26 protein-coding genes are annotated in these 22,695 nt (G+C 46.3%); 8 read left to right on the top strand and 18 right to left on the bottom strand.

Features of this window, described 5'->3' with window-relative positions:
• Both VIM88_RS08710 and fabI read right to left on the bottom strand, forming a co-directional pair.
• Window positions 1–633: RNA methyltransferase (locus VIM88_RS08710; RefSeq protein WP_331862507.1), on the bottom strand; the 633-nt coding region annotated here is incomplete at its 3' end.
• Window positions 634–1,458, bottom strand: coding sequence for an enoyl-ACP reductase FabI (gene fabI, locus VIM88_RS08715; RefSeq protein WP_331862508.1), 825 nt, complete (start codon window positions 1,456–1,458; stop codon window positions 634–636).
• Between the two features lie 86 nt (window positions 1,459–1,544).
• Between fabI and VIM88_RS08720 the strand changes: the two genes are divergently transcribed.
• Entirely contained in the window at window positions 1,545–2,036 is a 492-nt protein-coding gene (locus VIM88_RS08720) for an asparaginase domain-containing protein (RefSeq protein WP_331862509.1), read from the top strand.
• Window positions 2,037–2,047: 11 nt separating this feature from the next.
• Here VIM88_RS08720 and VIM88_RS08725 read toward each other — a convergent pair whose 3' ends face one another.
• Window positions 2,048–3,088, bottom strand: coding sequence for a coproporphyrinogen III oxidase (locus VIM88_RS08725; RefSeq protein WP_331862510.1), 1,041 nt, complete (start codon window positions 3,086–3,088; stop codon window positions 2,048–2,050).
• A gap of 99 nt (window positions 3,089–3,187) precedes the next feature.
• On the opposite strand from VIM88_RS08725, the gene VIM88_RS08730 reads away from it, so the two are divergent.
• Window positions 3,188–3,574, top strand: a complete 387-nt coding sequence (locus tag VIM88_RS08730; RefSeq protein WP_331862511.1) for a hypothetical protein — start codon at window positions 3,188–3,190, stop codon at window positions 3,572–3,574.
• Here VIM88_RS08730 and queC read toward each other — a convergent pair.
• Complete coding sequence (gene queC / locus VIM88_RS08735) at window positions 3,567–4,235, bottom strand: 7-cyano-7-deazaguanine synthase QueC (RefSeq protein ID WP_331862512.1); 669 nt, start codon at window positions 4,233–4,235, stop codon at window positions 3,567–3,569. The genes VIM88_RS08730 and queC overlap by 8 nt on opposite strands.
• Before the next feature lie 165 nt (window positions 4,236–4,400).
• Between queC and ybeY the strand changes: the two genes are divergently transcribed.
• Window positions 4,401–4,841 (top strand): rRNA maturation RNase YbeY, encoded by a 441-nt coding sequence (gene ybeY, locus VIM88_RS08740; RefSeq protein WP_331862513.1) that lies wholly within the window; start codon window positions 4,401–4,403, stop codon window positions 4,839–4,841.
• Between the two features lies 1 nt (window position 4,842).
• Entirely contained in the window at window positions 4,843–5,775 is a 933-nt protein-coding gene (locus VIM88_RS08745) for a calcium/sodium antiporter (RefSeq protein ID WP_331862514.1), read from the top strand.
• A gap of 4 nt (window positions 5,776–5,779) precedes the next feature.
• Here the strand turns inward: VIM88_RS08745 and mrdA are convergent, their stop codons facing one another.
• The 11 genes from mrdA to VIM88_RS08800 form a co-directional block, all read right to left on the bottom strand.
• Window positions 5,780–7,600 carry a penicillin-binding protein 2 gene (mrdA, locus tag VIM88_RS08750; protein ID WP_331862515.1) on the bottom strand — a complete coding sequence of 607 codons (1,821 nt, stop codon included), beginning with the start codon at window positions 7,598–7,600 and terminating at the stop codon, window positions 5,780–5,782.
• Window positions 7,597–8,052 carry a hypothetical protein gene (locus VIM88_RS08755; RefSeq protein ID WP_331862516.1) on the bottom strand — a complete coding sequence of 152 codons (456 nt, stop codon included), beginning with the start codon at window positions 8,050–8,052 and terminating at the stop codon, window positions 7,597–7,599. Before VIM88_RS08755 ends, mrdA begins: the two co-directional genes overlap by 4 nt.
• 18 nt (window positions 8,053–8,070) lie before the next feature.
• Window positions 8,071–8,535 carry an N-acetyltransferase gene (locus tag VIM88_RS08760; protein ID WP_331862517.1) on the bottom strand — a complete coding sequence of 155 codons (465 nt, stop codon included), beginning with the start codon at window positions 8,533–8,535 and terminating at the stop codon, window positions 8,071–8,073.
• A 5-nt stretch (window positions 8,536–8,540) separates the two neighbouring features.
• Window positions 8,541–9,188 (bottom strand): ribosome biogenesis GTP-binding protein YihA/YsxC, encoded by a 648-nt coding sequence (yihA, locus tag VIM88_RS08765; protein ID WP_331862518.1) that lies wholly within the window; start codon window positions 9,186–9,188, stop codon window positions 8,541–8,543.
• On the bottom strand, window positions 9,185–9,676 hold the full coding sequence (locus VIM88_RS08770) for an LptA/OstA family protein (RefSeq protein ID WP_331862519.1): 492 nt from the start codon (window positions 9,674–9,676) through the stop codon (window positions 9,185–9,187). The genes yihA and VIM88_RS08770 overlap by 4 nt, the downstream gene beginning before the upstream one ends.
• Before the next feature lie 12 nt (window positions 9,677–9,688).
• Window positions 9,689–10,201, bottom strand: coding sequence for an LPS export ABC transporter periplasmic protein LptC (lptC, locus tag VIM88_RS08775; protein ID WP_331862520.1), 513 nt, complete (start codon window positions 10,199–10,201; stop codon window positions 9,689–9,691).
• On the bottom strand, window positions 10,192–10,689 hold the full coding sequence (locus VIM88_RS08780; protein WP_331862521.1) for an HAD-IIIA family hydrolase: 498 nt from the start codon (window positions 10,687–10,689) through the stop codon (window positions 10,192–10,194). Before VIM88_RS08780 ends, lptC begins: the two co-directional genes overlap by 10 nt.
• Window positions 10,686–11,258, bottom strand: a complete 573-nt coding sequence (gene hisB / locus VIM88_RS08785; protein ID WP_331862522.1) for an imidazoleglycerol-phosphate dehydratase HisB — start codon at window positions 11,256–11,258, stop codon at window positions 10,686–10,688. Before hisB ends, VIM88_RS08780 begins: the two co-directional genes overlap by 4 nt.
• A gap of 17 nt (window positions 11,259–11,275) precedes the next feature.
• The gene (locus VIM88_RS08790; protein ID WP_331862523.1) at window positions 11,276–12,022 is read right to left on the bottom strand and encodes a septal ring lytic transglycosylase RlpA family protein; all 747 of its coding nucleotides are present in this window, start codon (window positions 12,020–12,022) and stop codon (window positions 11,276–11,278) included.
• An 82-nt stretch (window positions 12,023–12,104) separates the two neighbouring features.
• Complete coding sequence (locus VIM88_RS08795; protein WP_331862524.1) at window positions 12,105–14,006, bottom strand: ATP-binding protein; 1,902 nt, start codon at window positions 14,004–14,006, stop codon at window positions 12,105–12,107.
• Between the two features lie 109 nt (window positions 14,007–14,115).
• Window positions 14,116–14,886, bottom strand: a complete 771-nt coding sequence (locus VIM88_RS08800) for a TatD family hydrolase (RefSeq protein ID WP_331862525.1) — start codon at window positions 14,884–14,886, stop codon at window positions 14,116–14,118.
• A 121-nt stretch (window positions 14,887–15,007) separates the two neighbouring features.
• On the opposite strand from VIM88_RS08800, the gene VIM88_RS08805 reads away from it, so the two are divergent.
• A complete protein-coding gene (locus VIM88_RS08805; RefSeq protein ID WP_331862526.1) occupies window positions 15,008–15,628 on the top strand; it encodes an Hpt domain-containing protein in 621 nt (206 codons plus the stop codon).
• Here VIM88_RS08805 and VIM88_RS08810 read toward each other — a convergent pair.
• A complete protein-coding gene (locus tag VIM88_RS08810) occupies window positions 15,625–17,154 on the bottom strand; it encodes a DNA recombination protein RecN (RefSeq protein WP_331862527.1) in 1,530 nt (509 codons plus the stop codon). The genes VIM88_RS08805 and VIM88_RS08810 overlap by 4 nt on opposite strands.
• Complete coding sequence (locus VIM88_RS08815) at window positions 17,151–18,020, bottom strand: NAD(+)/NADH kinase (RefSeq protein WP_331862528.1); 870 nt, start codon at window positions 18,018–18,020, stop codon at window positions 17,151–17,153. Before VIM88_RS08815 ends, VIM88_RS08810 begins: the two co-directional genes overlap by 4 nt.
• Before the next feature lie 144 nt (window positions 18,021–18,164).
• Between VIM88_RS08815 and aspS the strand changes: the two genes are divergently transcribed.
• The 3 genes from aspS (at window position 18,165) to VIM88_RS08830 (ending at window position 21,936) form a co-directional block, all read left to right on the top strand.
• Window positions 18,165–19,916 carry an aspartate--tRNA ligase gene (aspS, locus tag VIM88_RS08820; protein WP_331862529.1) on the top strand — a complete coding sequence of 584 codons (1,752 nt, stop codon included), beginning with the start codon at window positions 18,165–18,167 and terminating at the stop codon, window positions 19,914–19,916.
• Window positions 19,917–19,935: 19 nt separating this feature from the next.
• A complete protein-coding gene (locus VIM88_RS08825) occupies window positions 19,936–20,529 on the top strand; it encodes an adenylate kinase (RefSeq protein WP_331862530.1) in 594 nt (197 codons plus the stop codon).
• 213 nt (window positions 20,530–20,742) lie between these two features.
• The gene (locus tag VIM88_RS08830; RefSeq protein ID WP_331862531.1) at window positions 20,743–21,936 is read left to right on the top strand and encodes an OmpP1/FadL family transporter; all 1,194 of its coding nucleotides are present in this window, start codon (window positions 20,743–20,745) and stop codon (window positions 21,934–21,936) included.
• Between the two features lie 31 nt (window positions 21,937–21,967).
• Here the strand turns inward: VIM88_RS08830 and VIM88_RS08835 are convergent.
• A partial coding sequence (locus tag VIM88_RS08835) for a histone deacetylase (protein ID WP_331862532.1) occupies window positions 21,968–22,695 on the bottom strand: 728 nt, incomplete at its 5' end.

The following is a 22,695-nucleotide window of genomic DNA, read 5'->3' on the forward strand; positions in this document are numbered from 1 at the left end:
ATTCCCCAGCACAAAGATCGTTCTATCGGTATAGCTCTCATCTTTATAACTGTTGGTGGCATGCGAGGATAGCGTATAGACCTTCGCACCCTTTGATTGAAAGTTCTGTAGTGTTTGAGACAGATTCGCAGTTTTGATGATAGGCATTTTGAAGAGTGTCCCGACACTGGCTTTGATCACCAGCGGAGATATCTGTGCAGCACCCTTGGCGGGCAGCAGGATAGCATCTATATTTCCCGCTGCACAGGAGCGGATGATCATCCCCAGGTTCTGGGGGTTCGTCACCCCATCCAGCGCAATGATACGATAGGCTTGATGCGCACTGATAAAACCTGATTCATCACCGAAATGTTCAAGCACGATATCCAGCGCCACTCCCTGGTCCTGTTTGGCGTTTTTGGAGATGCGGGAGAGGGACTGCTTGTCATGATAGGCGACTTCGATACCTCTTTTTTGAGCGATCTCTTTCATCTGTTCGAGAACAGCGGCATCTTTGTTGGATGTGGATAAATGGAGTTTGTGGATCGTGATGGCATTGTCTTCCAGTGCTTCCATCACGGCATTGCGCCCGTAGATGGTCAGCACTTTGTCAAAAAAGGCTTTTTTAGCCAGATATTCCGGAGAATCTTTCAATTAAGCGTTTCCGTCCCAGGCGATCTTAGGTTTTCCGTTCGTATCAAACTCTACTGCTGGCATACCCATGATATTGAATCCTGCATCGACATAGTGGATCTCACCGGTCACCCCTGAACTCAGGTCTGAAAGGAGGTACATACCGGAGTTCCCTACCTGCTCAATGGTCACATTCTTTTTGAGCGGCGAGTGGTGCTGATTCCACTTGAGCATAAAGCTGAAGTCACCGATACCGGCAGCGGCCAAAGTCTTGATCGGCCCTGCGGAGATCGCGTTGACCCTGATGCCGTCTTTACCAAGGTCTTCCGCAAGGTATTTTGTCGTCATTTCAAGTGCCGCCTTGGCCACACCCATCAGGTTGTAGTTAGGGATATATTTGACACCGCCGTAGTAACTGAGCGTCAATACAGAAGCATTATCAGAAAGGATCGGCTTCAACTCTCTTACGATCTCGATCAGGGAATAGACAGAGATGTCCATTGCGATATCGAACGCCTCTTTGGAGATATCATAGAAACGTCCGCTCAGCCCCTCTTTGGGAGCAAAGGCGATCGAGTGTACGATAAAATCGATTTTCCCCATATCTTTTTCCAAAGACGCTTTGAGTGCTTTGATCTCTTCAGGTTTACTTACATCACATGGATAAAATCTTCCATCGCATCCAAGCTCATCCGCTACAGGGGCCAATTTTTGTTCAAATCTCTCGTTGAGAAATGTGATTGCCATCTCTGCACCCTGCTCTTGACATGCTTTTGCAATACCGTATGCGATAGACTTTTTGTTGGCGATACCTAAAATAACGCCTTTTTTACCCTTCATTATCATGTATGTACTCCATAGAAATTAGTTCGCTTATTTTACCATTATTGCGTTAAAATATACATCACTTTTTGAACAAAGCAAGGCTATCCATGAAAAAAATACTTATTATCAGCACAGGTGGCACCTTTAACAAGATCTATGATCCCATCAGGGGCGAATTTGCCATAGATACAGAGTCACATGCCTTAGAAGAGATAGCCGCTAAATGGCTCTGCAGTTTTGAGATCCTCAACATCATAGGCAAGGACAGCCTCGAAATGACCAATCAGGACAGACTGGAACTGCTTGCCACCATCAACAGCTCTGCATACCATTACATCATTATCGTCCATGGTACCGATACGATGGATGTGACGGCTGAGTATCTTGCGGATGCAGAGCTGGAAAAGCAGATCATTCTTACTGGTGCGATGGTGCCCTACTGTGTGGATCCCGTGGAAGCCACGGCGAACCTCTGCTCAGCCTATGGCTACATGAGCGCTTTGAACCAAGAAGGTGTCTTCATCGCGATGAATGGGGTCACAGGGCCCTATGACAAGGTGAAGAAAGACCGGGCCAAAGGGAAGTTCAGCCTTGTGTAGGTCCAGGCCTATTATCTGTGGTTATCCACAGTCGGAGGGATGATCTCTCCGGAGGCTTGCATGCTTAACGCTTCGGGATGTGCCTGATAATGCTTCCTCACTGCTTGCGCCAAGGCAATTTTTGTGTTTTCCTCTACCGGTGTCGGCATCTCTTCAGGCAAGGCGTTGAGCAGTGCTTTCACTAAAAGGTCCTGGGGTGCGGGCATCTTCTCCACCCATGATGCCAGAAGATCCCTGTTGACATGGGACGGTATGGACCCCATGATACCCACATCATTCTGATCATGTACCAGCAATCCCGAGGTCGTTCCCCTGTCCAGTGTCAATACCTGGAAAAGATAGAGGGTATGATAGGCGAGCTGCTCCTCTTTTTCTGCTTCTGTAAAGTCGGGGTATTGCGCCAATTTGTCTGAGATGATCGTGATATAGGTGTCTATCACCCTTTCACCCACTTCCGAAACGAATGCTTTGTCCGCTTCAAAATTTCCGGTGTTGTACCCTTCAAGGTAGTAGTGGCTGACCCCGCGGTGTCTTCCCAGGACAGGGATATAGAAATATCTCTCCCCCTGCGCGGCGCCTTCTTCATACAGTGCACCTGTGACCTTTTGAAGCGTCGCAGAGAACTTCTCTTTATCTGACCCCGACTCACTGATGAGGGAGGGATTGAGGTCAGCCATCACACGCCAGTACCCTGTTCCCTCTTTCATCTGTGTCCACGAGATATGCATATGCATGGAAGGGGCATGGGGATTGCGGGGGTGTATGATCGTGGAGATCGCTGTGGCAGAACCCAGTTTTTTCTGATCGTCATCATCATAATGGACTTGAGACACATTCACCGAGCCTCTGTCGAACACCACACTGTCCCTGGTCTCATAGCGGGTACCGCCCCCGTGTCTGCCTTCATCACGTCCCCAGGAAACCGATTCGCAGGGCTTCCCTTCTCCGAATTTCCGGGCAACGCCATTCAGTTTGGAAACAAAATAGGCTTGCAGACCTTCAACCAGTTCTTTTGCCTCTTTCGCCTGTGGTGATCTTGCGGGGATTATCATGATGCTCTGACCTTTGTTTTTGTACCATTATAACATAGTAACTTTTATCTCGTTTTGCTACAATAGCAGTGAATAGATAATTGCAAAGAAAGAGGAACTATGAGACGAAATCTGATCATTGCAGCGGTCATTGCGTTAGGGTTCTCCGGATGTACAAGTTCCATGGACCATCTGATCACTGAACCGACTCGGCAGACTGCGCAGACGACCACAATACAAGCACAACCGTATGAAGCGCCCAGCGGTGCCAAAAAAGAGGCGTATGAAAATACGATGAGAAAAATAGCGGCAGGCATACAGGATGATCCCAATTATCAAAGGATTTCCCTGAACACACCTGAAAAGAAGGAATGGTTCAAAAGCCTCACTTACAGACTATGGGACAGACAGATCACACGCTATACCTTTATGTCCGAAGCATTGGCAAAATACCCGGACCACAAATATGAATTTAATTTCATCCTCAGAGGATTTACCTTCAATTAGCATACGGGATCGGGTCTACACTCCCCGCTTCCTGAAACCCCTTTAGTCTCAACCTGCAGCTGTCGCATACGCCGCAGGCCGCTTCTTCCGATTGATAACAGCTCCATGTATCTTTTAAAGGCACATCAAGTGCTAAAGATCTTTGCACGATCTCGCTTTTTTTCAAAGCGACCAGCGGCATCCTGATCTCTATATGCGTCTCATCTTTGGTACCGAGGTTAATAGCTTTTTGCATCTGCTCTATATAGCTTGCACGGCAGTCCGGATAGCCTGAACTGTCTTCCTCAACGACACCGATGAAGAGTGCTTCCGCCGCATGTTTCTCGGCCACTGCAGCTGCGATCGAGAGAAAAATACCGTTTCTAAAAGGGACATAGGTGACCGGTACCCCCTCCTCCAGACCTCCTGTAGGTACGTCGATACGTGCATCTGTCAAAGCGGAGGCACCGATCTGCCCGAAAAAAGGGAGATCTATCTCATAGGTCTCAGAGGCATCCAGGGCGGATGCGATCTTGCGGAAACATTCAAGCTCTTTTGCTTCTGTACGCTGCCCGTAGTTAAAGTGTAAAGCGATGATCTCGAAGCCTTCGTTCTGCGCGATCTTTGCACTCAGGGCACTATCCATACCTCCAGAAATAATACATACGGCTCGTTTTAACATACAACTCTCCTTTTCACAGAGCAAAGCACTGTGAAAATTGACCGAAGGGAATGCCCTTGGTGCCTCTCACTAAAGCCTCACTAAACCATTCGGTTCATATTATTTGTCAATATCTGCACACTACATTTTAATGCCATTTTACCAACATTTGGGTAAACTTATAGAATGATAGATCTAGATAATCAAACCACCTTAACAGTAGATTTGGAAGCCCTTGAGAAGATAGCCGATTCACTCTCTAGCAGAGAGGTCGAGCTGATCATCACGGATGATGCCACCATGCAGGAACTCAATGCCGAATACAGAGGCAAGGACAGTACGACGGATGTACTCTCGTTTCCCATGGAAACTCCTTTTACCGAACAGTCCGTCTTTGATATACCGTTGGGTTCTATCATCATAGCTGAATCATTCGTAAAAGAAAAAGCAGCAGAATTTGGGCATACCGTACAGGATGAACTCTCGTTGCTGTTCATTCATGGTATGCTTCATCTGCTCGGATTTGACCATGAAAAAGATGAGGGTGAGATGAGAATGAGAGAAAAAGCGCTGATAGAGCAGTTCGGCCTGCCAAAAAGCTTGATCGTTAGAACAGAGGAGAAGTAGTTTGGATTTCGTTATTTTTGTCATTGCCATGGGGGTATTGATATGGGGTGCCGACCTGCTTATTGGGCAGAGTGAACGTATCGCTTTAAAGTTTAATATCCCGGAGTTCATCATCGGTGCGACACTTATCGCTTTGGGGACCTCTTTGCCCGAAATGGCGGCAAGTGTCGCTGCCAGTTTCAGTAATAAAGCAGACATAGCCATCGCCAACGTGATAGGAAGCAATGTACTGAACATCACCCTGGTCCTGGCAGCGGTCTTTCTCATCGCAACGAACATCAACCCGAGCAGGGACTTCTTTGCAAAAGACAGTACTTGGGCACTGGTACCGGTACTGGTGTTCATTCTGATGATACTGGATGGGATCATCACCCGCTTTGATGCCTTGCTCTTGCTGCTGTTGATGGGTGCCTATCTGATATTTCTGCTTCAGGATGCCAAGAACATACCCAAAGAGGATTTTGAAGACCTTGAGATCGGGCTGTTCAGCTGGGGCAAAACCATACCTCTGCTTGCGGTTGGATTGGTTTTGGTGATCATTGGGGCACATTTTACAGTGGAAAGCGCCTCAGAAATTGCGAAAAGTTTTGGCATATCCGAATGGATCATAGGTATTATTATGATCTCATTGGGTACCTCACTTCCGGAACTGGTGGTAAGTATCTCTGCAGCGGTGAAAGGTAAAGTGGATATGGCCATAGGGAACATCATCGGCTCGAATATGGCCAATACTACCGTAGTACTTGGTGCAGCCGCACTTGCAAAACCAATGAGCCTCAACGCTTCAGCCTATCTATTTGACATTGCGACGATGATCATGGCAACCCTGCTGCTTGTCTTTATCACGGCAAATAAACTCTATACCAAATCAGCCGGGATCAGCCTCGTAATCATCTTGGGGCTCTTTTTAAATAACACTTTAGAAAATATATAAAGTATTATTTGCCACGCTTCAAGGCCTCAGCCTCTGCATCGGCTTTAGAAAAATACCCATTTTTGTAAAGCCACTTATAGATATCTGCCGCGATCGGACCTGAAGTGCTTCCCCCGTGACCTCCATGCTCGACCAGTACGGTCACGATATACTGCGGGTCGTCATACGGCGCATAACTGGTAAACCACGCATGAGAACGGTGATAGTATGCCAGCTCCTCTTCTTTTAAACGTTCTTTTGTCGATTGGGGGATAGAGGTCACCTGTGAGGTACCTGTCTTCCCTGCCACCACGATGGGAAGATCGCTCATGGTGCTGTAGGCCGTTCCTTTCCTGGTGTTACACACATCATACATCCCCTTTCTGATCTCATTCAGATAGTAGTTATTGAAATCCATGGATTTTATTTCGGGTTCGATCTTTTTGCCATCGACCTCTCTGGCGATGCGCGGTGTAGCAAGCGTCGAAGTAGCGATCAGGCCGGTATAACGTGCCACCTGTAAAGGTGTGGTCAGGTCATAGCCTTGTCCTATAGCGGAGATCACCGTCTCCCCCATATACCATGGCTGTTTGTAGCGTTTCATTTTCCATGCCTTGTCCGGTATCACCCCGCTGTACTCACGAGGCAGATCCACCTCTGTTTTGACACCCAGACCAAATTCGCGAAGATGCTTTGCCATGGCATCGATCCCTACCTTTAAGCTCTTATTGTAAAAATAGACATCACAACTCTCACGTATCGCTTTTCTCAGGTCCACCTTCCCATGTCCCCATCTTGACCAGCACCTGAACTTATGGTTGCTTGTACCCAGCGTAATATGCCCGTTGCAGTGCTCTTCGGTTGCCAGGTAGTTAGGCAGTGCTTTGTTGAAAGCCAGCGCCATACCCATTTTTATCGTTGAACCCGGAGGATAGGTTCCGTGTATGAACTTATTGGTAAAGGGGTGCGCAAGATCGTTCTGGAGTGCTTTCCAGTCTTTACTGCTGATACCCCCGACAAACATATTCGGATCATAGGAAGGATAACTTACCGCTGAGAGTACCTCTCCGTTCGTTCGCATGACGATCGCCACACCGGTCTGATCCCCAAAGCGCTCATAGATCATCTTCTGAAGATCGATATCTATGTTCAATTTTATGTTTCTGTTGTCCTTGGGAAGTTCTCTCTCCAGTATTTCGATCGCTTTGTTCGTGGCAGTCACTTTGCTGACCTCATAACCGAGTTCACCTTCGAGCACCTCGTTATAGTAGCGCTCGAGGCCGCTCTTGCCTATTTTACCCACTTCCTTGACCACCGGATCTTTTTCATTTTCTTTTTGATTGGATCGTCCTGTATACCCCACAATATGTGCCGCATACCTTCCGTAAGGATAGTACCGTTTGGTCTCCGCTTCTATTTTGATCTTGTCTAGCAGACTCAACTTCGGATAGGCACCGATCATATCTGCATAGTGCACGAAGTCAACCACTTTGATATACTCATGATTATAGGGGGAGTCGTGTTTTTTATAGACATTCAGCATCACCGTTCGGTTAAGGTCAGGAAACGTTTCGACCAGGGTATCGATCACGTTTTCCAACTCGTGGTTTTTCACCCTGAGGTGTGGTGCGATAGAGAGAGAAAAACCTATCTGGTTCATCGCCAGAAGATTTCCGTCTGTATCGCTTATCTCTCCCCTTACCGGCTTGAGGAACTGTTTTCTTTCTATATTGTCCTTCGCCAGGCCTTCATAGTAAAAATTGGACTTGATACTGACATGATAGAGCCTGCTGATCATGACCGCCCAGAAGAGGATAAAAACGAAAACGACGAACTTGAATCTCATACGATCACCACAAGCAGCATATCTACAATAAGGGAATAAAGCAGGATCTCATCCAATACAATACTCTGTGTCTGAAAAATAAAATCATAGGAGAAGAGGCACAGTAAATAGATCATATCCAAAAAAAGTACGCTCAAAAGAGGTTTGCATACCTTACACTTGCGAAAATATTTCAAATAGGGATAGATCAGGACATAAAAGATCAATGTGGAGATAAGGATCAGAAAAAGAGGCAGAGAGAGATTGATCTCAAGGTTCACTATGTACGCGATGGCCAACACGATGAAAGACACTCTCCCCTCTTCAAGCCCGCTGATGAAAAGGTAGCCCACCGCACCGATCAAAAGAGGCAAAAAGACATAGATGGAGATGAGCATAGGGTAGAAACAGGCAACGGAGAGCGCAAGCAGCCATAGAAATGCACTTTTGACTGTGAGGGCTGCACTGTTCATACTATTATCATACCTCTGCTAGGACAATTTATGTACCAGTGCGACTTCATTACAGACAGGGAAATGAATACACTTGATACAATCAGCCCAGATTTTATGCTCAGGTATCACCTCTTTGTTGATCTCCCTAAAGCCCAGTTTCAAAAAAAACTGCGGAAGATAGGTCAAGACAAGGACATCTTCTTCGACCCCTAATGCTTTGGCCTCATCCAAAGTGAACTGCACCATTCTCTGCCCTACTTTTTGTCCGCGGTACGCTTCATCGACAATAAGACTTCTTATCTCTGCCAACCTTCTGGAGTGTATGTGCAAAGCCGTATACCCTACAAGCACATCACCCTCTTTTGCCAGAACATAGGAACGTATATTCGTGGCAACTTCATCCTCTGTACGATTCAGGATAATACCGTCTTTCACTTCAGATGCGACCAATGCCTGCATCTGCGGGATATCACTCAGTTTTGCCTTTACAAGTTCGATCACTTTTATTACTCGCTCTCTTTTGGTTTGTCAATCTTTTTGCCGCTTTCGTCCCCTACGCCAAAAATCGTCTGAAGTATATTTTGATGCACCTTTTCGTGGCCGCTCTTCTTCGAATTTGAAAGCGTAATGGACCCGGGAAACTCTCGTTTGAGTTTGGCTCTCTCTTTTTGATTGAGTTTGTCAATCTTTGTAAAGACGGTCAAATACTTCTGGTCAGGACGTATGAATTCCGAGATATAATGCTCCACATCATCATCGATCTTGGCATGCGGATGACGCGCATCTCTCAAATGGATGAAAAGACGTATCGAAACGCGATGCTGGATAAACTCTACAAGATTTTTCTGCCAGACCTCTTTCAGTGTCTTGGAGACTTTAGCGTACCCGAATCCCGGAAGGTCTACAAAACGTACAGGGTAATTCTGTTCATTATAGAGATACCTCGTTTCAAAAAAGTTGATCAACTGTGTCTTCCCCGGTGTCGCTGAACTTTTTGCCAGGTTCTTTCGTTCCGTCAATGCGTTCAGCGTAGAACTTTTGCCCACATTCGACCGTCCGAGAAAAACCACTTCGCTCATATCCTCAGGCAGGGAATCGGCAATGCTCTGTGCCGATTTTATAAATTCAGCTTCTACAATTCGAGGTGTGCTCACTGCTGCTTCTCCATATCAAAAATCAGCTTTGCAGGTTTTTTGCGGCTGCCTTTTACATCCACAGCGCCCGTGACCATATTCAGTATGATCTCATCACTGCTGACATGACGTTTGTTCACCAGATCATCGATCACTGCTTTACCCTTTAGCTTATACAGTGATTCTGCAATATCATAGACCACTTTGTCCGCACTCCCTTTGAACGCATGCATTTCATTTTTAAACGCAAAGGTCACATCCCCTATGGCTTCATACATACGCGTTTCATTGTTCTCGTCAAAATAGACTATGACTTTCTCCGCATGCAGCCAGTCATTGGCTTTTTTTACCTTGGCATTACCGATAAAGTGTACTTCTTTGCCTTGCGCTTCCATCTTAATGGAAGTGATCTCTACCCTCTCTGCAAAGAGTGCCTGTGTGAGTATAAGCAACAGAATCATTTTCAAGAACTTCACTACCGACCTTTTAGAGTTACTTAACTTGGACATTGTACCATGATATTACTTGTCAGGAGTATAAAATATCGTATCGACCGTCGTGCCCGAAGCCTTTTTTTGACGTGTATCATACTCCATACTTGTGCCTTTGATGACATTGTTGCCTTTGACCCCGATAAAAGGCGAAGTAATATTCAGAATTTCCGTTTCTCTATTGTAGACCGCATGCTGTGTCTCGTACTTGTAGCCGCCTTCTTCCTGTATCTCCACATCACCGTCCAGATAGAGCATATGATCTTCCAATCTACCGTGTATTGCGGAAAGAGATTCTATATTGTTGCCTTGGTATCGGATGTTGTGCAGTGTCAATACACCCTTGTCCATCACCCCATAGGTGCCATACATCCTGTTCCTCATATCCGCTGTATCTACTTCGATCAAAGTGGTATCGGTAAATTCAGCCTCTTTGGTAAAGGATGCCGCTGACACAGGGGTATTGTCTATTTTCAGCATGAAGGAGCCTGAAATGATCCCGATGACCACCGTGATCAATACGAATTCTAATCTTATTCCCATAGCTCCAGATACTTCTTTTCAAGTCCCTCTTTGATGATAAGATATTCTATCATTTCGCGTACCGCGCCGTCTCCGCCTTTTTTGTCAAGCACCACCGTAGCAATTTTATCTACATAGGCACTTGCATCTCTCGGCACGAATGAGATATGCGCTGCTTTCAGCATTTGCAGGTCATTGAGATCGTCCCCTATGGCTGCCACATTTTCCATGCTCAGATCAAGCTTCTCAAGCAGGGATTCCAGCACCTCTTTTTTATTGTGCACGCCTTGATAAAAATGCTCTATGTGCAACTCTTTTGCCCGGCGTGCCACGATCTGCGATGATCTTCCCGTGATGATGGCCACCTGTTTTCCAAGTTTTCTCCAGCTTGCAATGGCCAGTCCGTCCTTTACATTGAAGGACTTGATCTCATCCCCCTCTTCACTGTAGGTGATACGGCTGTCGGTCATCGTGCCGTCTACATCTAGCACAATCAGTTCTATACTCACAGCACGCCCTTTGTACTCGGGATGCCTGCATTCTCATTCACAGTGACCGCTCTGCGCAGCGCCACTGCAAGCGCCTTGAAGGCGGCTTCTATGATATGGTGTTTGTTCTTGCCGCGGTTATAGATAAGATGCAGGGTCAAAGGAAGGTTATAGGCGAAAGCTTTAAAGAACTCTTCCACAAGTTCCACATCAAAGTTCCCTACTTTCCCGCCGATGGGAAGTTCGAACACAAGATAGCCGCGATTGGAAAGGTCAATGTCACAGGTCACACTGGCTTCATCCATCACGACCGTTGCATTTCCGAAACGTTCTATACTTTGGACAGGGTAGATCGCTTTTTTGAGTGCCTGACCTATCACGATACCCACATCTTCAACCGTATGGTGGTCATCAATGTGGGTGTCCCCTGTACAGGAGACTTCCATATCTATATGGGCATGTTTGGTGAACGCCTCCAGCATATGATCGTAAAACCCGACACCGGTATCGATCTTTGCTTTGCCTGAACCATAAAGGTTGAGTTTGACTGAAATTTGTGTCTCTTTGGTTTCTCTGCTTACTTCTATCATCTTTTTTCCTACTTTGATTAATTTCTTACGATAAATGCGCCCTCTAGGTCATGGCTGTTCTTAAAGTCCCTGGCTTCTTCTTCGGACCCGAAGCCCATGAGCCATACACGGTACAGCGGTGCGCCGTCGATATCGTCAAAACGTCTTATGATGGTATTGTTGCGGCGATACATGGCGCTGTATTTTCTCTGGTAGGTTTTGGCACCCTGATAGCGCCTGAACGCACCCACCTGTACACCGAAATTGGAGAGCACTATACGTTGTTGCGTATGCGCTCTTTTCTGTCTGGCGATCGCTGCATCTGATTCCACCTTGCCTGCAAATCCGACCACTTCTATAGAGACTTTGGCGATCCCCATTTTGTCAAGCCCTATCTCTTTTCCGGCCCTGTAGCTGCAGTCAATGACCCTGCCTCTGACGAACGGTCCCCTGTCATTGATACGCACGATCGTACTTTTGCCGTTCACCAGGTTATTGACCTTTACCATCGTATCCATTGGCCATGTTTTATGTGCTGCGGTTCTTGCATGCATATTGTAGACTTCACCATTGCTTGTCTGTTTGCCATGAAAGTTGGGTCCGTACCAGCTTGAGATCCCATGCATGACCTGTCCCACTTCTACATAGGTAGGATTGTACCTTTTGCCTAATACCTTGTAGGAACGCATGGTGGCTTTGTGTCTTGCGGCACTTGTATATTTTGTGGATCCAGGCTCTTTAGGCTCCGGTCCACACCCCGTAAAAAGCATACTTGCCACAAACATTACTATGATGAATGATACAGAGGAAGCAGCTCTCTTCATAATACCTCAGTTCTTGACTTGTCTTTGAGGGGATATTATCCCGTTATTTGACTTTGTTTTTGCTTGAGGCCTGAGACCTGCATTGCTCTGCAATGATACCCTTTAAAGCGTCTACATCCAGCGGTTTAACGGCATAATCATCCATACCTTCGGCCATATATTTGGCTCTGTCTTCTGAAGCAGTGTTTGCTGTGAGCGCAATAATAGGGACATGTTCCAACTGATGCTCTGCTTCATAGTCCAAAATACGCTTACTCGCTTCTACTCCATCCATCACTGGCATTTGAATATCCATAAATATGATGTCATAACGGTTCTTGACAGCCATATCAACAGCCTCTTTCCCGTCACTGACCACCGTCACCTCCAAACCGAGGTTCTCCAGTATCACTTTGATGAGCTTGCAGTTGATCTTGTTGTCATCTGCTACCAGGGCATGGAGTCCTTCAAAGGACTCTGTCTCTTCTGTGGTATCCGAAGGAAGTATCTTTTCTTTCTTTTCGTCGGTCGCATTGGTGAGGATCCTGATCGTTTTTGCTAAGGTGACAGGGGTAAGCACCACATCCGTAAAATGGTGCTGCTTGGGGTTCACACGCGCCCGTAAGCTGCCGTTGGTCAAAAGTACAGCTCTGCATTCCAGAGAAGTACAGAGCTCCAGTTCTCCCGGCAACCTGGCATAATGATGGTCAAAGATCATGATATCGGGTAGCTCTACCGCGTTATCAGACTCAAAGATCTCCTCATAGTAATAGAGGGAGAATGTTGCACCCAAATGTTCCACATACGTTTGAAGATTTCTGTCCAACTGACGGCTGATGCTCTTTACAGGCAGTGCAAGACCTACGGATAAACCGCTAAAGTCACTGTAAATATTCGGCTCATGTGCTTTGTTTTTTTCCAGTGACAAGGTAAAGAAGAAAGTCGTGCCTTCATTTTCTTTACTTTTGACTTCAAGGTCTCCGCCCATAAGCTGAACCATTTTACGCGATATCGTGAGTCCGAGCCCCGTACCTCCGTATTTTCGGCTTGTACTTGACGATGCCTGTCCATAGGCTTCAAATATCTTCTTTTGCTGTGCTTCGCTCAGTCCGATACCGTTATCGCTCACGGAAAATTTTAGGACCGTGTGGTCTTTGTCACTCCTTACGCCTTCGACAAAAAGGTTGATCTTGCCATAGGCATCCGTAAACTTGATCGCATTCCCTATAAGGTTCGTCAGTATTTGAGAAAGTTTGGTAGGATCACCGATCAGATAGGGTGATACTGCAGGGTCGACCAGCACACCAAACTCAATATCCTTTTGATCTGCCATCTGTGCAAAAGATGCTACCGTGATGTCGATGGTCTCAAAAAGGTCAAAAGGGATCTCTTCGATCTCCATCTTTTGCGCATTCATCTTGGAAAGGTCCAGGACATCATTCACGATGGTGATGAGATTGTTCGAAGAGTTCTCTATCAGCGAAATGAATTCTTTTTGGTCTTCCGTGGGACCCATCTCTTTGAGTAATCTCGTAAACCCTATAATGCCATTGAGCGGTGTACGGATCTCATGGGACATCGTGGACAAAAATTGACTTTTAGCCTCTGCGTCCTCTGCGATCTTCTTTCCCTTCTCATGCAAAAGAGAAAAACGCTGATCAATGTAGCGGTAGACCTCTTCTCTTTGTTCTGCACGGATGTCGTTGCCATCTTCTGACAAATTTCTGATACGCATCAAAAGAGAAAGAAGTGTTCTGTGCTTATTTTTTTCTCTACGGAGATCGATCCAGACATACCAGAGGGAGAACAGGCTCAATGCTGCGATCCCCAGCAGAGATATCAGCAACCAGACATCACCGGGCTCATTTTTCTCCCATAAAACAGTGCTCCAGTAACTGCTGCCGCCCAAAAGCAAAATAGGCGGAACGATACGTATAGACAGATCAAACAGACTTTTTTTCAACATGCATTTCCCTTTTTATCTCGCCGCCATTCTATCATAATAATGATAACTTATTAAGAAATATTTTAAATGATCTCTTTGCTTTGAAATAAAGAGGAGAAGTCAGATGGCATCAAAACCCAAAAAGCCTTTGGGCATTTTCTGTACTGATGGTTTCGATCTCTTCCCGGCTGAGATGTGAAAGTTCCCCCATCTTATCTGCAACAAACACAGTGTAGCTGGGCTCGTTTCTTTCCCCGCGGTGCGGATGAGGCGTAAGATAGGGTGCATCGGTCTCTATAAGCAGTTTGTCCTCAGGGATCTTAGGATAGACATTGACGAGCTTTCTTGCATTTTTAAATGTCAGTACCCCTCCTATCCCATAATAAAAATTCTTTTTTGCAAGCTTCAGCAGAGACTCATCTGCATTGTAACAGTGCAGTACGCCACCCTCTTCCCCTGCATAGGTATCGAGCATCTCCAGACAGTCCGGTGTTGATTCCCTGACATGGACGATAAGCGGTTTCCTGAGCTCCTTTGCCCACAGTATCTGATCCAAGAAGACCTCTTTTTGCAGTTTTTTCTCTGCTTCGATCTCATCCTCTGATTCGGGCAGTCTGAAATAATCCAATCCGCATTCGCCGATCGCAACACATTTGGGATGCTTTACAAAGGGTTCCAGAAGGGTTCTGTCATAGGCGCTTGCATCATAAGGATGGACACCCACCGCAAAATAGACGCTCTCATACTGTTCCGCCAGATCAACCGCTCTCTGGAGTGTCTTAGGGTCTGCACCCGGTATGATGAACTTTTCTACACCTTTTTGTCTGGCATTTTCCAAAACCTGCTCTATATCATCATTGTATCGTTCATCGTCCAAATGACAATGTGTATCTATCAACATCTATACTTTGTCCTTTTTTAATCCATTATAACAAATTTCTTCTATATTCATCTGTTCGGACATCTTCATCTAACCTTGAATCAGCTATAGTTAAGAATAAATTATAATTATAAGGGAAGTTATGTCTCCACTAACCATCTTATCTATCTTTGTGCTTCTTGTGGTCTTGCTTATCGTTTTCGAATATATGAATGAAAGAAAATATCAAAAGGAAAGACGCGAAAGACGCCGGAAAACCATACCCGATCAAAGGAAGACGTCTTCCCAAAAACAAAAGAGATCCGAACCAAAACCAAAAACTGAACCAAAACCAAAAATAGAACCTGAAGCTCAACCTGTACCTGAAGCAAAAATAGAACTTGAGCCTGAACCCAGAACGGAAGCCCTCAAAGAGACGAAAAAACTGCCTGAAGCAAATTATCCGAAATTTACACATTCACGTCTGGTTGAAATGGGACTTTCCGATGAAGAAGCAAAAGAGTTCGTAGGCGAACTTATTCCGCAGATAGAAACACACTATCCCCTGATAGAAAAAGCGATACAGGAGTCGGACTTCGAGCAACTGGAACGTCTGACCCATGGCATCAAAGGTTCAGCAAGCAACTTGGGAACCGGTGGTGTCTCAGACCTTTTAAACGATTACAATACCTATCTTAAAACGGGTACGGACCTGGATGTGATCCATGCATACTTTGCACATCTCAAACACTATAATGACGAGTTGAAAGCACAATACTCTTAGGCCCGTAGCTTTTTCGCGAATTCCAGTGCTTCGGCATTCGGGTTCTCTCCTGCAATGATCCTTGCAATTTCCGATATGCGCGTACCCTCATTCAAGACTTCCGCCTTGCTTTTCTGGCCTGCTTTGGTTACCACGATATGCTGCGCCGCTTTTGCCGAAAGGTGTGGCTGGTGCGAGATAGCAAAGACTTGATAGACCGTGGCAAGTTTATGTATCATCGCTGCAATGGCGATCGACTCGTCTCCGCTGACATTGGCATCGATCTCATCCAGTATCAGCACCCCCTGATGCCTCTCATCTTCAGGGATCGTCGTCGCCATCAGTGCCAGACGAACACGATTGAACTCTCCTCCACTGAGCGTAGCTGTTTTGGAAGTACCAAGGAGCACCTCTATCATGTCAGTACCTTTTTCACCCAAAGCAGCCGTAGAGAACGCAAAGGTCAGTGCGGGAAGCTTGAGTGTCGTGAGGTAATCCGCCAAACGCTCCTCAAGACGCTTTGCCTCTTTTTGACGCATCAGAGAGAGCTTTGAAGCCAGAATGTTCAGTTCGGAGAACTCCAGTGCCAAGAACGACTCCAGCATACTCTTATCTTTTTCTATGTTCTGATACCCCGAAAGCTCTTTCTCTTTGGCCTCTTTGTAGGCCAAAGCCTCTTCTATGCTTCCGTAACGGTTCTTCAGAGTCGTGAGGTCACTGAGCCGGTCCAGCACTTCTTCCACATCGACCTCTTCCAGCTCATCCGCAAGGTTCTCTGTCTCTTCAAAGTCGGCACGGAGCTGGTTCATCGTATCCGTAAAGGCAGACCCGTCCTTGTCCAGCAACCGATAGACCTCTTCTACGCTGGCTTCCAAAGCGAAGATATCGGTAGCCCTGGAAAGGGCCTCTTTTACCTTGTCGATGCGTGAAAGCTGCTGCTTGACCTTCATCAGCTCCTCTTCTTCCCCCACCTGCGGGTTGATCGACGCTATCTTTTCTACTTCATAGGTAGCAAACTCTATCAGTTCTGCCAGTCTGGCTTCATCTTCTTTTATCTTTGAGAGTTGAGACGCTTTTTCTTTATAGTTCGCATAGCGCTTTGTGTACTCTTTGAGCATCTTTTTGAATGTTTTGTCTTTTGCTACAAGCTGGGTATCGACCATCTCCAGCAGTGTGTCAGATTCAAAACCGCCTTTGTCCCGTACAGAAAGATACTTTACATAGGGTTCGAACATGTCATTTAACGCTTTTTTCGAAATATTCTGCCCGTCTATAAAGTAGCGGAGGTTCTCTTTCTTGAGTGCTTTTATCGTCAACTCGTCTTCAAGTTCATAGGCATCATTCTGCAAGTGCACAGGCTTGTGCAAATTCAGCTCACACAGTGCGGCCGCACCCTGTGTAGTGTGTCCGAAACTGGAAAGTATCGCGGACATCAGTACGGATTTTCCTGCGCCGCTGGGCCCGGTCAGAACCACCAGTCCTTTGTCAAACTCCAGCTCCACTTCATCAAATGTAACAAGGTCCCGAAGATATAAACGTTCTATCAATGTTCATCACCCCATGAAAGTTTTTCTCTCAATACCGAAAAGTAGTTGCGCTCTTTTCTGTGCAGCAGTTTGGCACCCTCGGCTGCCCCTCTGATCGTCAGCATATCACCTTCATGCATCTCGTAGTTGTCTTGTCCGTCTATCACCGCGATGACCTTTTCTTCGGGAGAAGAGAGCTCTATGGTGAAATCTGCGGGTACGACAAGCGGACGCTGGTTGCTCAGCGAATGTGCCAGAACAGGCGTCAGAATAAATGCCTGCGTCAGCGGATACATCATCGGACCTCCGGCAGACAGACTGTAGGCTGTCGAGCCTGTAGGCGTCGAGATAATGAGCCCGTCCCCTTTATAGGTATTGAACCACTCCCCGTCTATCGAAGCATTGATCTTTGCCATTTTGGAAACGACCGGACGGGTGATCACCACATCATTAAAGGCAAAGAACGTTTGTACTTTGCCCTCTTTTGTTTTGATGCACCCCTCTATCATCATCCTCGTATCTATGCGGTATTCGCCTGCAAAAAGCTGTTCCAGAAAATTGTCCACATCTTCTATCGTGATATCTGCCAGAAAACCCAGGTTGCCCGCGTTGATACCCACGACAGGCTTATGGTAACCGTAACTGCGCCGTACCAAGGAAAGCAGCGTGCCGTCTCCGCCGAGTGAGACTAAAAAATCTGCCTCTTCGCACATCTTGTCAAAGGTCACTCCCTCGATACCTATCATTTTGGCCGAGTGGTCCGAAAGAATGACACGCAATCCTTTTGCTTCGAACTGCGCCTTTATTTTTTCATAAATGGGTTTTATCTCGGGGGTATCAGGCTTGAGTATAAAGCCTGCTGTTTTAATCTGCGCCAATTTTTCCAAAGCGTAGTTCTCCGTTCATCTTAATTAGTGTTAGAGTAGCATAAATGTACTTTAGTATTTAAAATAATGTCATATTGTAATATTTTTAACCCTTAAACTACTTTTAGCTATAATCGCGTCAAACTTAATGATAGAGGATTGCTCGTGAGAACACATTATTGTGCTGAGATAAACGAAAAACATATCGGTGAAGAAGTCACTGTAGCAGGCTGGGTCTCCAGTCGTAGAGACCACGGTGGACTGATATTCATAGACCTTAGGGATAAAGATGAAGTCATACAACTTGTGTGTGACCCTGCAGATAATGCTGAAGCTCACAAACTGGCCGAAGAGGTCAGAGACCAATTTGTACTGATCGCCACAGGCGTTATGCGTGCGCGTGGGGAAGGTCTTGAAAATCCCAAACTGAAGACAGGTAAAGTGGAAATGGTCGTCAGCAAACTGGTAATAGAGAACCGTTCCAAACCTATGCCTTTTGATCTCAATGACGACAAGGTCAATGAAGAGATCAAACTTAAGCACCGTTATCTCGAGCTTAGAACACAAAGATCCTATGATATCTTCAAACTTCGTTCCAAAGCAACGATCGCGGCACGTAACGCACTGGATGAGCTTGGATTCCTTGAAGTGGAGACCCCTATACTTACCAAATCCACGCCGGAAGGTGCCAGAGACTACCTTGTCCCTTCCCGTGTTCACAGCGGTGAGTTCTATGCCCTTCCCCAGTCTCCGCAGCTTTTCAAACAGCTTTTGATGGTCGGCGGGTTCGACCGCTACTTCCAGATCGCAAAATGTTTCAGAGATGAAGACCTGAGAGCAGACAGACAGCCGGAGTTCACGCAGATAGATGTTGAAATGTCTTTCTGTGACCAGGAAGACGTCATCACTGTCGCAGAAAAACTGATCAACGATATCTTTACCAAGTGCGGTTTCGATATCCCTGCAACCTTTAAGCGTATGCCTCACATTGAAGCCATGGAAAAGTACGGTTCAGACAAACCGGACATGCGTTATGATCTGGCGATGGTCGATGTCATCGACATCTTTGAAAGATGCGACAATGAGATCTTCTCTACGATCGCAAAATCACCGAAGAAGAACCGTATCAAAGCGCTGAAAGTGCCAAAAGGTGATGAGATCTTCTCAAAGCGTCAGATGAAGGGCTTTGAAGACTATGTACGCAAGTTCGGAGCATCCGGTCTCGGGTATTTCCAGATGAAAGAGGACGGCCTGAAAGGTCCTCTCGCCAAATTCTTTACAGAAGAGGACCTGCAGGCTATCATTGAAAGATGTGAACTTGAAATAGGTGATGCCGTCTTCTTCGGTGCCGGTGAGAAAAAACTGGTATGGGATTATATGGGTCGTTTCCGTATCTATCTTGCAGAGACGATGGAGATCATTCCTGAGAACACTTTCGAATTTTTATGGGTCATGGACTTCCCTATGTTCGAAGTGGAAGATGGCAGGGTGAAAGCGCTTCACCATCCGTTCACGCAGCCGAAGTCACTGGATTATGAGGACATAGAAGAGATAGAATCCATCGCCTATGATATCGTACTCAACGGTACCGAGCTTGGCGGAGGATCGATCCGTATCCATAAAGAAAATGTACAGTCAGAGATCTTCAAACTGCTTGGCATCGATGAAGAAGAGGCACAAGAGAAGTTCGGATTCCTGCTCGATGCACTGAAGTACGGGGCGCCGCCACACGGTGGTTTTGCCTTAGGTCTTGACAGACTGATCATGCTGATGACCAGGGCTTCAAGCATACGCGAGGTCATCGCGTTCCCTAAAACGCAAAAAGCGCAATGTCTACTGACACAGGCGCCAAGTCCTGTCGATGCAGAACAGCTCAAAGAGTTGAGCCTCAGAATCAGACAAACACCAACAGCATAAAAGAAAAGGAAAACAAAGTATGAAAAAACTATTTTTGATCATTGGCGCACCGGGTTCAGGAAAAACAACAGACGCAAGCATCATCGCTGAGAAGAACAGTGACACTATCGTACACTACTCAACAGGTGATATGCTCAGAGAAGAAGTGGCAAGCGGAAGCGAACTGGGACAAACGATAGAAAGCTACATATCCAAAGGTGCACTGGTACCGCTTCAGATCATCGTGGACACGATCGTATCTGCCATCAAAAATGCCCCGGTAGACAATGTGCTTATCGATGGTTACCCAAGAAGTACAGAACAAATGACCGCCTTCGATGAACTTGTTTCCAAAGAAGAGGATATTGAACTTGCCTCGGTGATCGAAGTAAGAGTAAGCGAGCAAGTCGCCAGAGAAAGAATTTTGGGTCGTCGTGCAGAAGCAGCGCCTGGTGAAGAGAGAAGTGACGACAGTGAAGAGGTATTCAATGACAGAATGAAGATCTACACCGATCCTCTGGCTGAAATTCAGGCATTCTATACCGACAAGAACCTATTGAAGGTCATTTCCGGCGAGAGAACACTGGAAGAAGTGGTCGCGGACATGGAAGCCTTCGTTAAAAGCAAGATCTAAAACATACTGCCCGCTGTAAAAGCGGGTGACCCCATACTTCCAGCCTTGCATACGCTTCAGCCTATAAGCTCCTTTTAACTCTTTTATATCCCTATCTAATAATCAAAACAAATACTATACAATTAGTAAAATATATATTCAAAATAGGTAAAAATTCATTAATATTAAATATATTTAAGGTACCATTGTCATACTAAACGAAAAGGACGGGAAATGAACACAGGAATGACCAGAACGTTAGGGAAATTGATCACTCTGTCACTCATCACTTCAACCATGCTGCATGCGACGAACGGAGATAATCTTATCGCGATGGGTGCCAAGGCAAGAGGTATGGGTGGTGTCGGCATCGCTATGTCGCATGGTGCGGAATCAGGTTTGAGCAATGGCGCACTGATCACAAATGTGGCAAGTAGTGAGATCGCATTCGGCGGTACGCTCTTTATGCCGGATATCAAAACACAATTTGCAGGTATGCCGGAGTACACCAGTGATGCCGACACCAATGTGATACCGGAAGTCTCACTGGCGCATAAGATCAGTGAGAACTGGTATATTGGTGTCGGTATGTGGGGTACTGCAGGCATGGGTGTGGATTACAGTCATGTACCTGGCAACTTCCAGATGGTGACCAATCTCCAACTTATGCAGTTCGGTGTGCCTATCGCCTACAAAACAGGCGGATTGAGTCTTGCAGTAACACCGATCCTTCAATACGGGAACCTTGATATAAATTATTTTCATCCCCAGCTTAACCAATCTGTCGGTGCTGGCCTGGCCCAGGACTTTGGTTTCGGCTACAACCTCGGTCTTGCCTACGACTTTTCAGCCAATGGTGTAGAGGGGCTTACTTTCGGTGCCATGTATAGATCAGCCATAGAGATGGACTATGATGGCCAGCTTGTGAACGCTGCAGAAAAATTCTTGTTGGATCTTTCTTCCGGTGATACACTTGAACAGCCTGAAGAGTATGGTGTCGGTCTTGCTTATGTGATGGGTCAGCACACCATAGCATTTGACTATAAAAAAATAAAATGGTCAGAAGCCAAAGGGTATGGCGACTATGGCTGGGATGATTCCGATGTCTATGCAGTGGGTTATGCCTACACAGAAAATGAATGGACACTCAGACTTGGATACAACCATGCAGATTCAGCGGTCACAGAAAATGCCAATCCTACACTGAACTTCTTCAACCTTTTAGGGTTCCCTGCAAATGCAGAAGATCACTATACTGTCGGTGCAACGTATGAATTTACAAACCATTTCTCGCTTGACCTGGCCTATGTGTATGCGGATGAAACAAGTGACACCTTTGATATAGCTGCACTCGGAATGGGAACCGATACGATCACGACCAGCCATGCTGAGGACAGTATCTCTTTCCAGTTAGCCTATAAGTTTTGATCACCGATCCGACCCTGCACGAGAGATGCTTTCAATTCAGCATCTCTTCCAGTGTCAGCTTCACATTCTCTCCCAAAGCATTGAGATGATAACCGCCCTCTAAAAAGAAGACAAACGGTACCTCTGCACTGTCCAGTATCAGTCTGACTATTTTTCTTATGCCCTCGGACGTAATGTTGAGCGACGCCAAAGGGTCGCTCTCATGCAGGTCATACCCGGCCGAGACCAAAATGATATCGGGTTGAAATCTCTCCACACAGAGGGGCATCTCATTCCTGTAGACCGCAAGCAGTTCTTCATCTCTGCTCCCAGGCATCATCATAAAGTTTGCAGTGAACCCCTTTCCTGCTCCCTCTCCCTTCTGTTCCTCCTGGCCTGTACCGGGATAGGCATACGCCTGATGCGTCGAGAAGTAAAATACAGAATCATCTGCATAGAATGTATCTTGCGTACCGTTGCCATGATGCACATCAAAGTCAATGATCATCACCTTATGATACCCGAGACTCTGTGCATAGCGTGCCGCTATGGCAATGTTGTTAAAAAGACAAAAACCCATCGCCTGTGTAGGGGTCGCATGATGCCCCGGAGGTCTTACCGCACAAAAGGCCCGTTCGGACGCTCCGGACCTGATGCCATCCAAAGCTGCGATCCCTGCTCCTACCGCTGTCACTGCTGCCTGATAGGAGTCATGACTGCAAACCGTATCAGGATCGATACTGCCTTCACGTGCACTGGTATGTTTGATGGTCTCTATAT

Source organism: Sulfurovum sp., assembly GCF_036568385.1.
Classification (GTDB): Bacteria; Campylobacterota; Campylobacteria; order Campylobacterales; family Sulfurovaceae; genus Sulfurovum.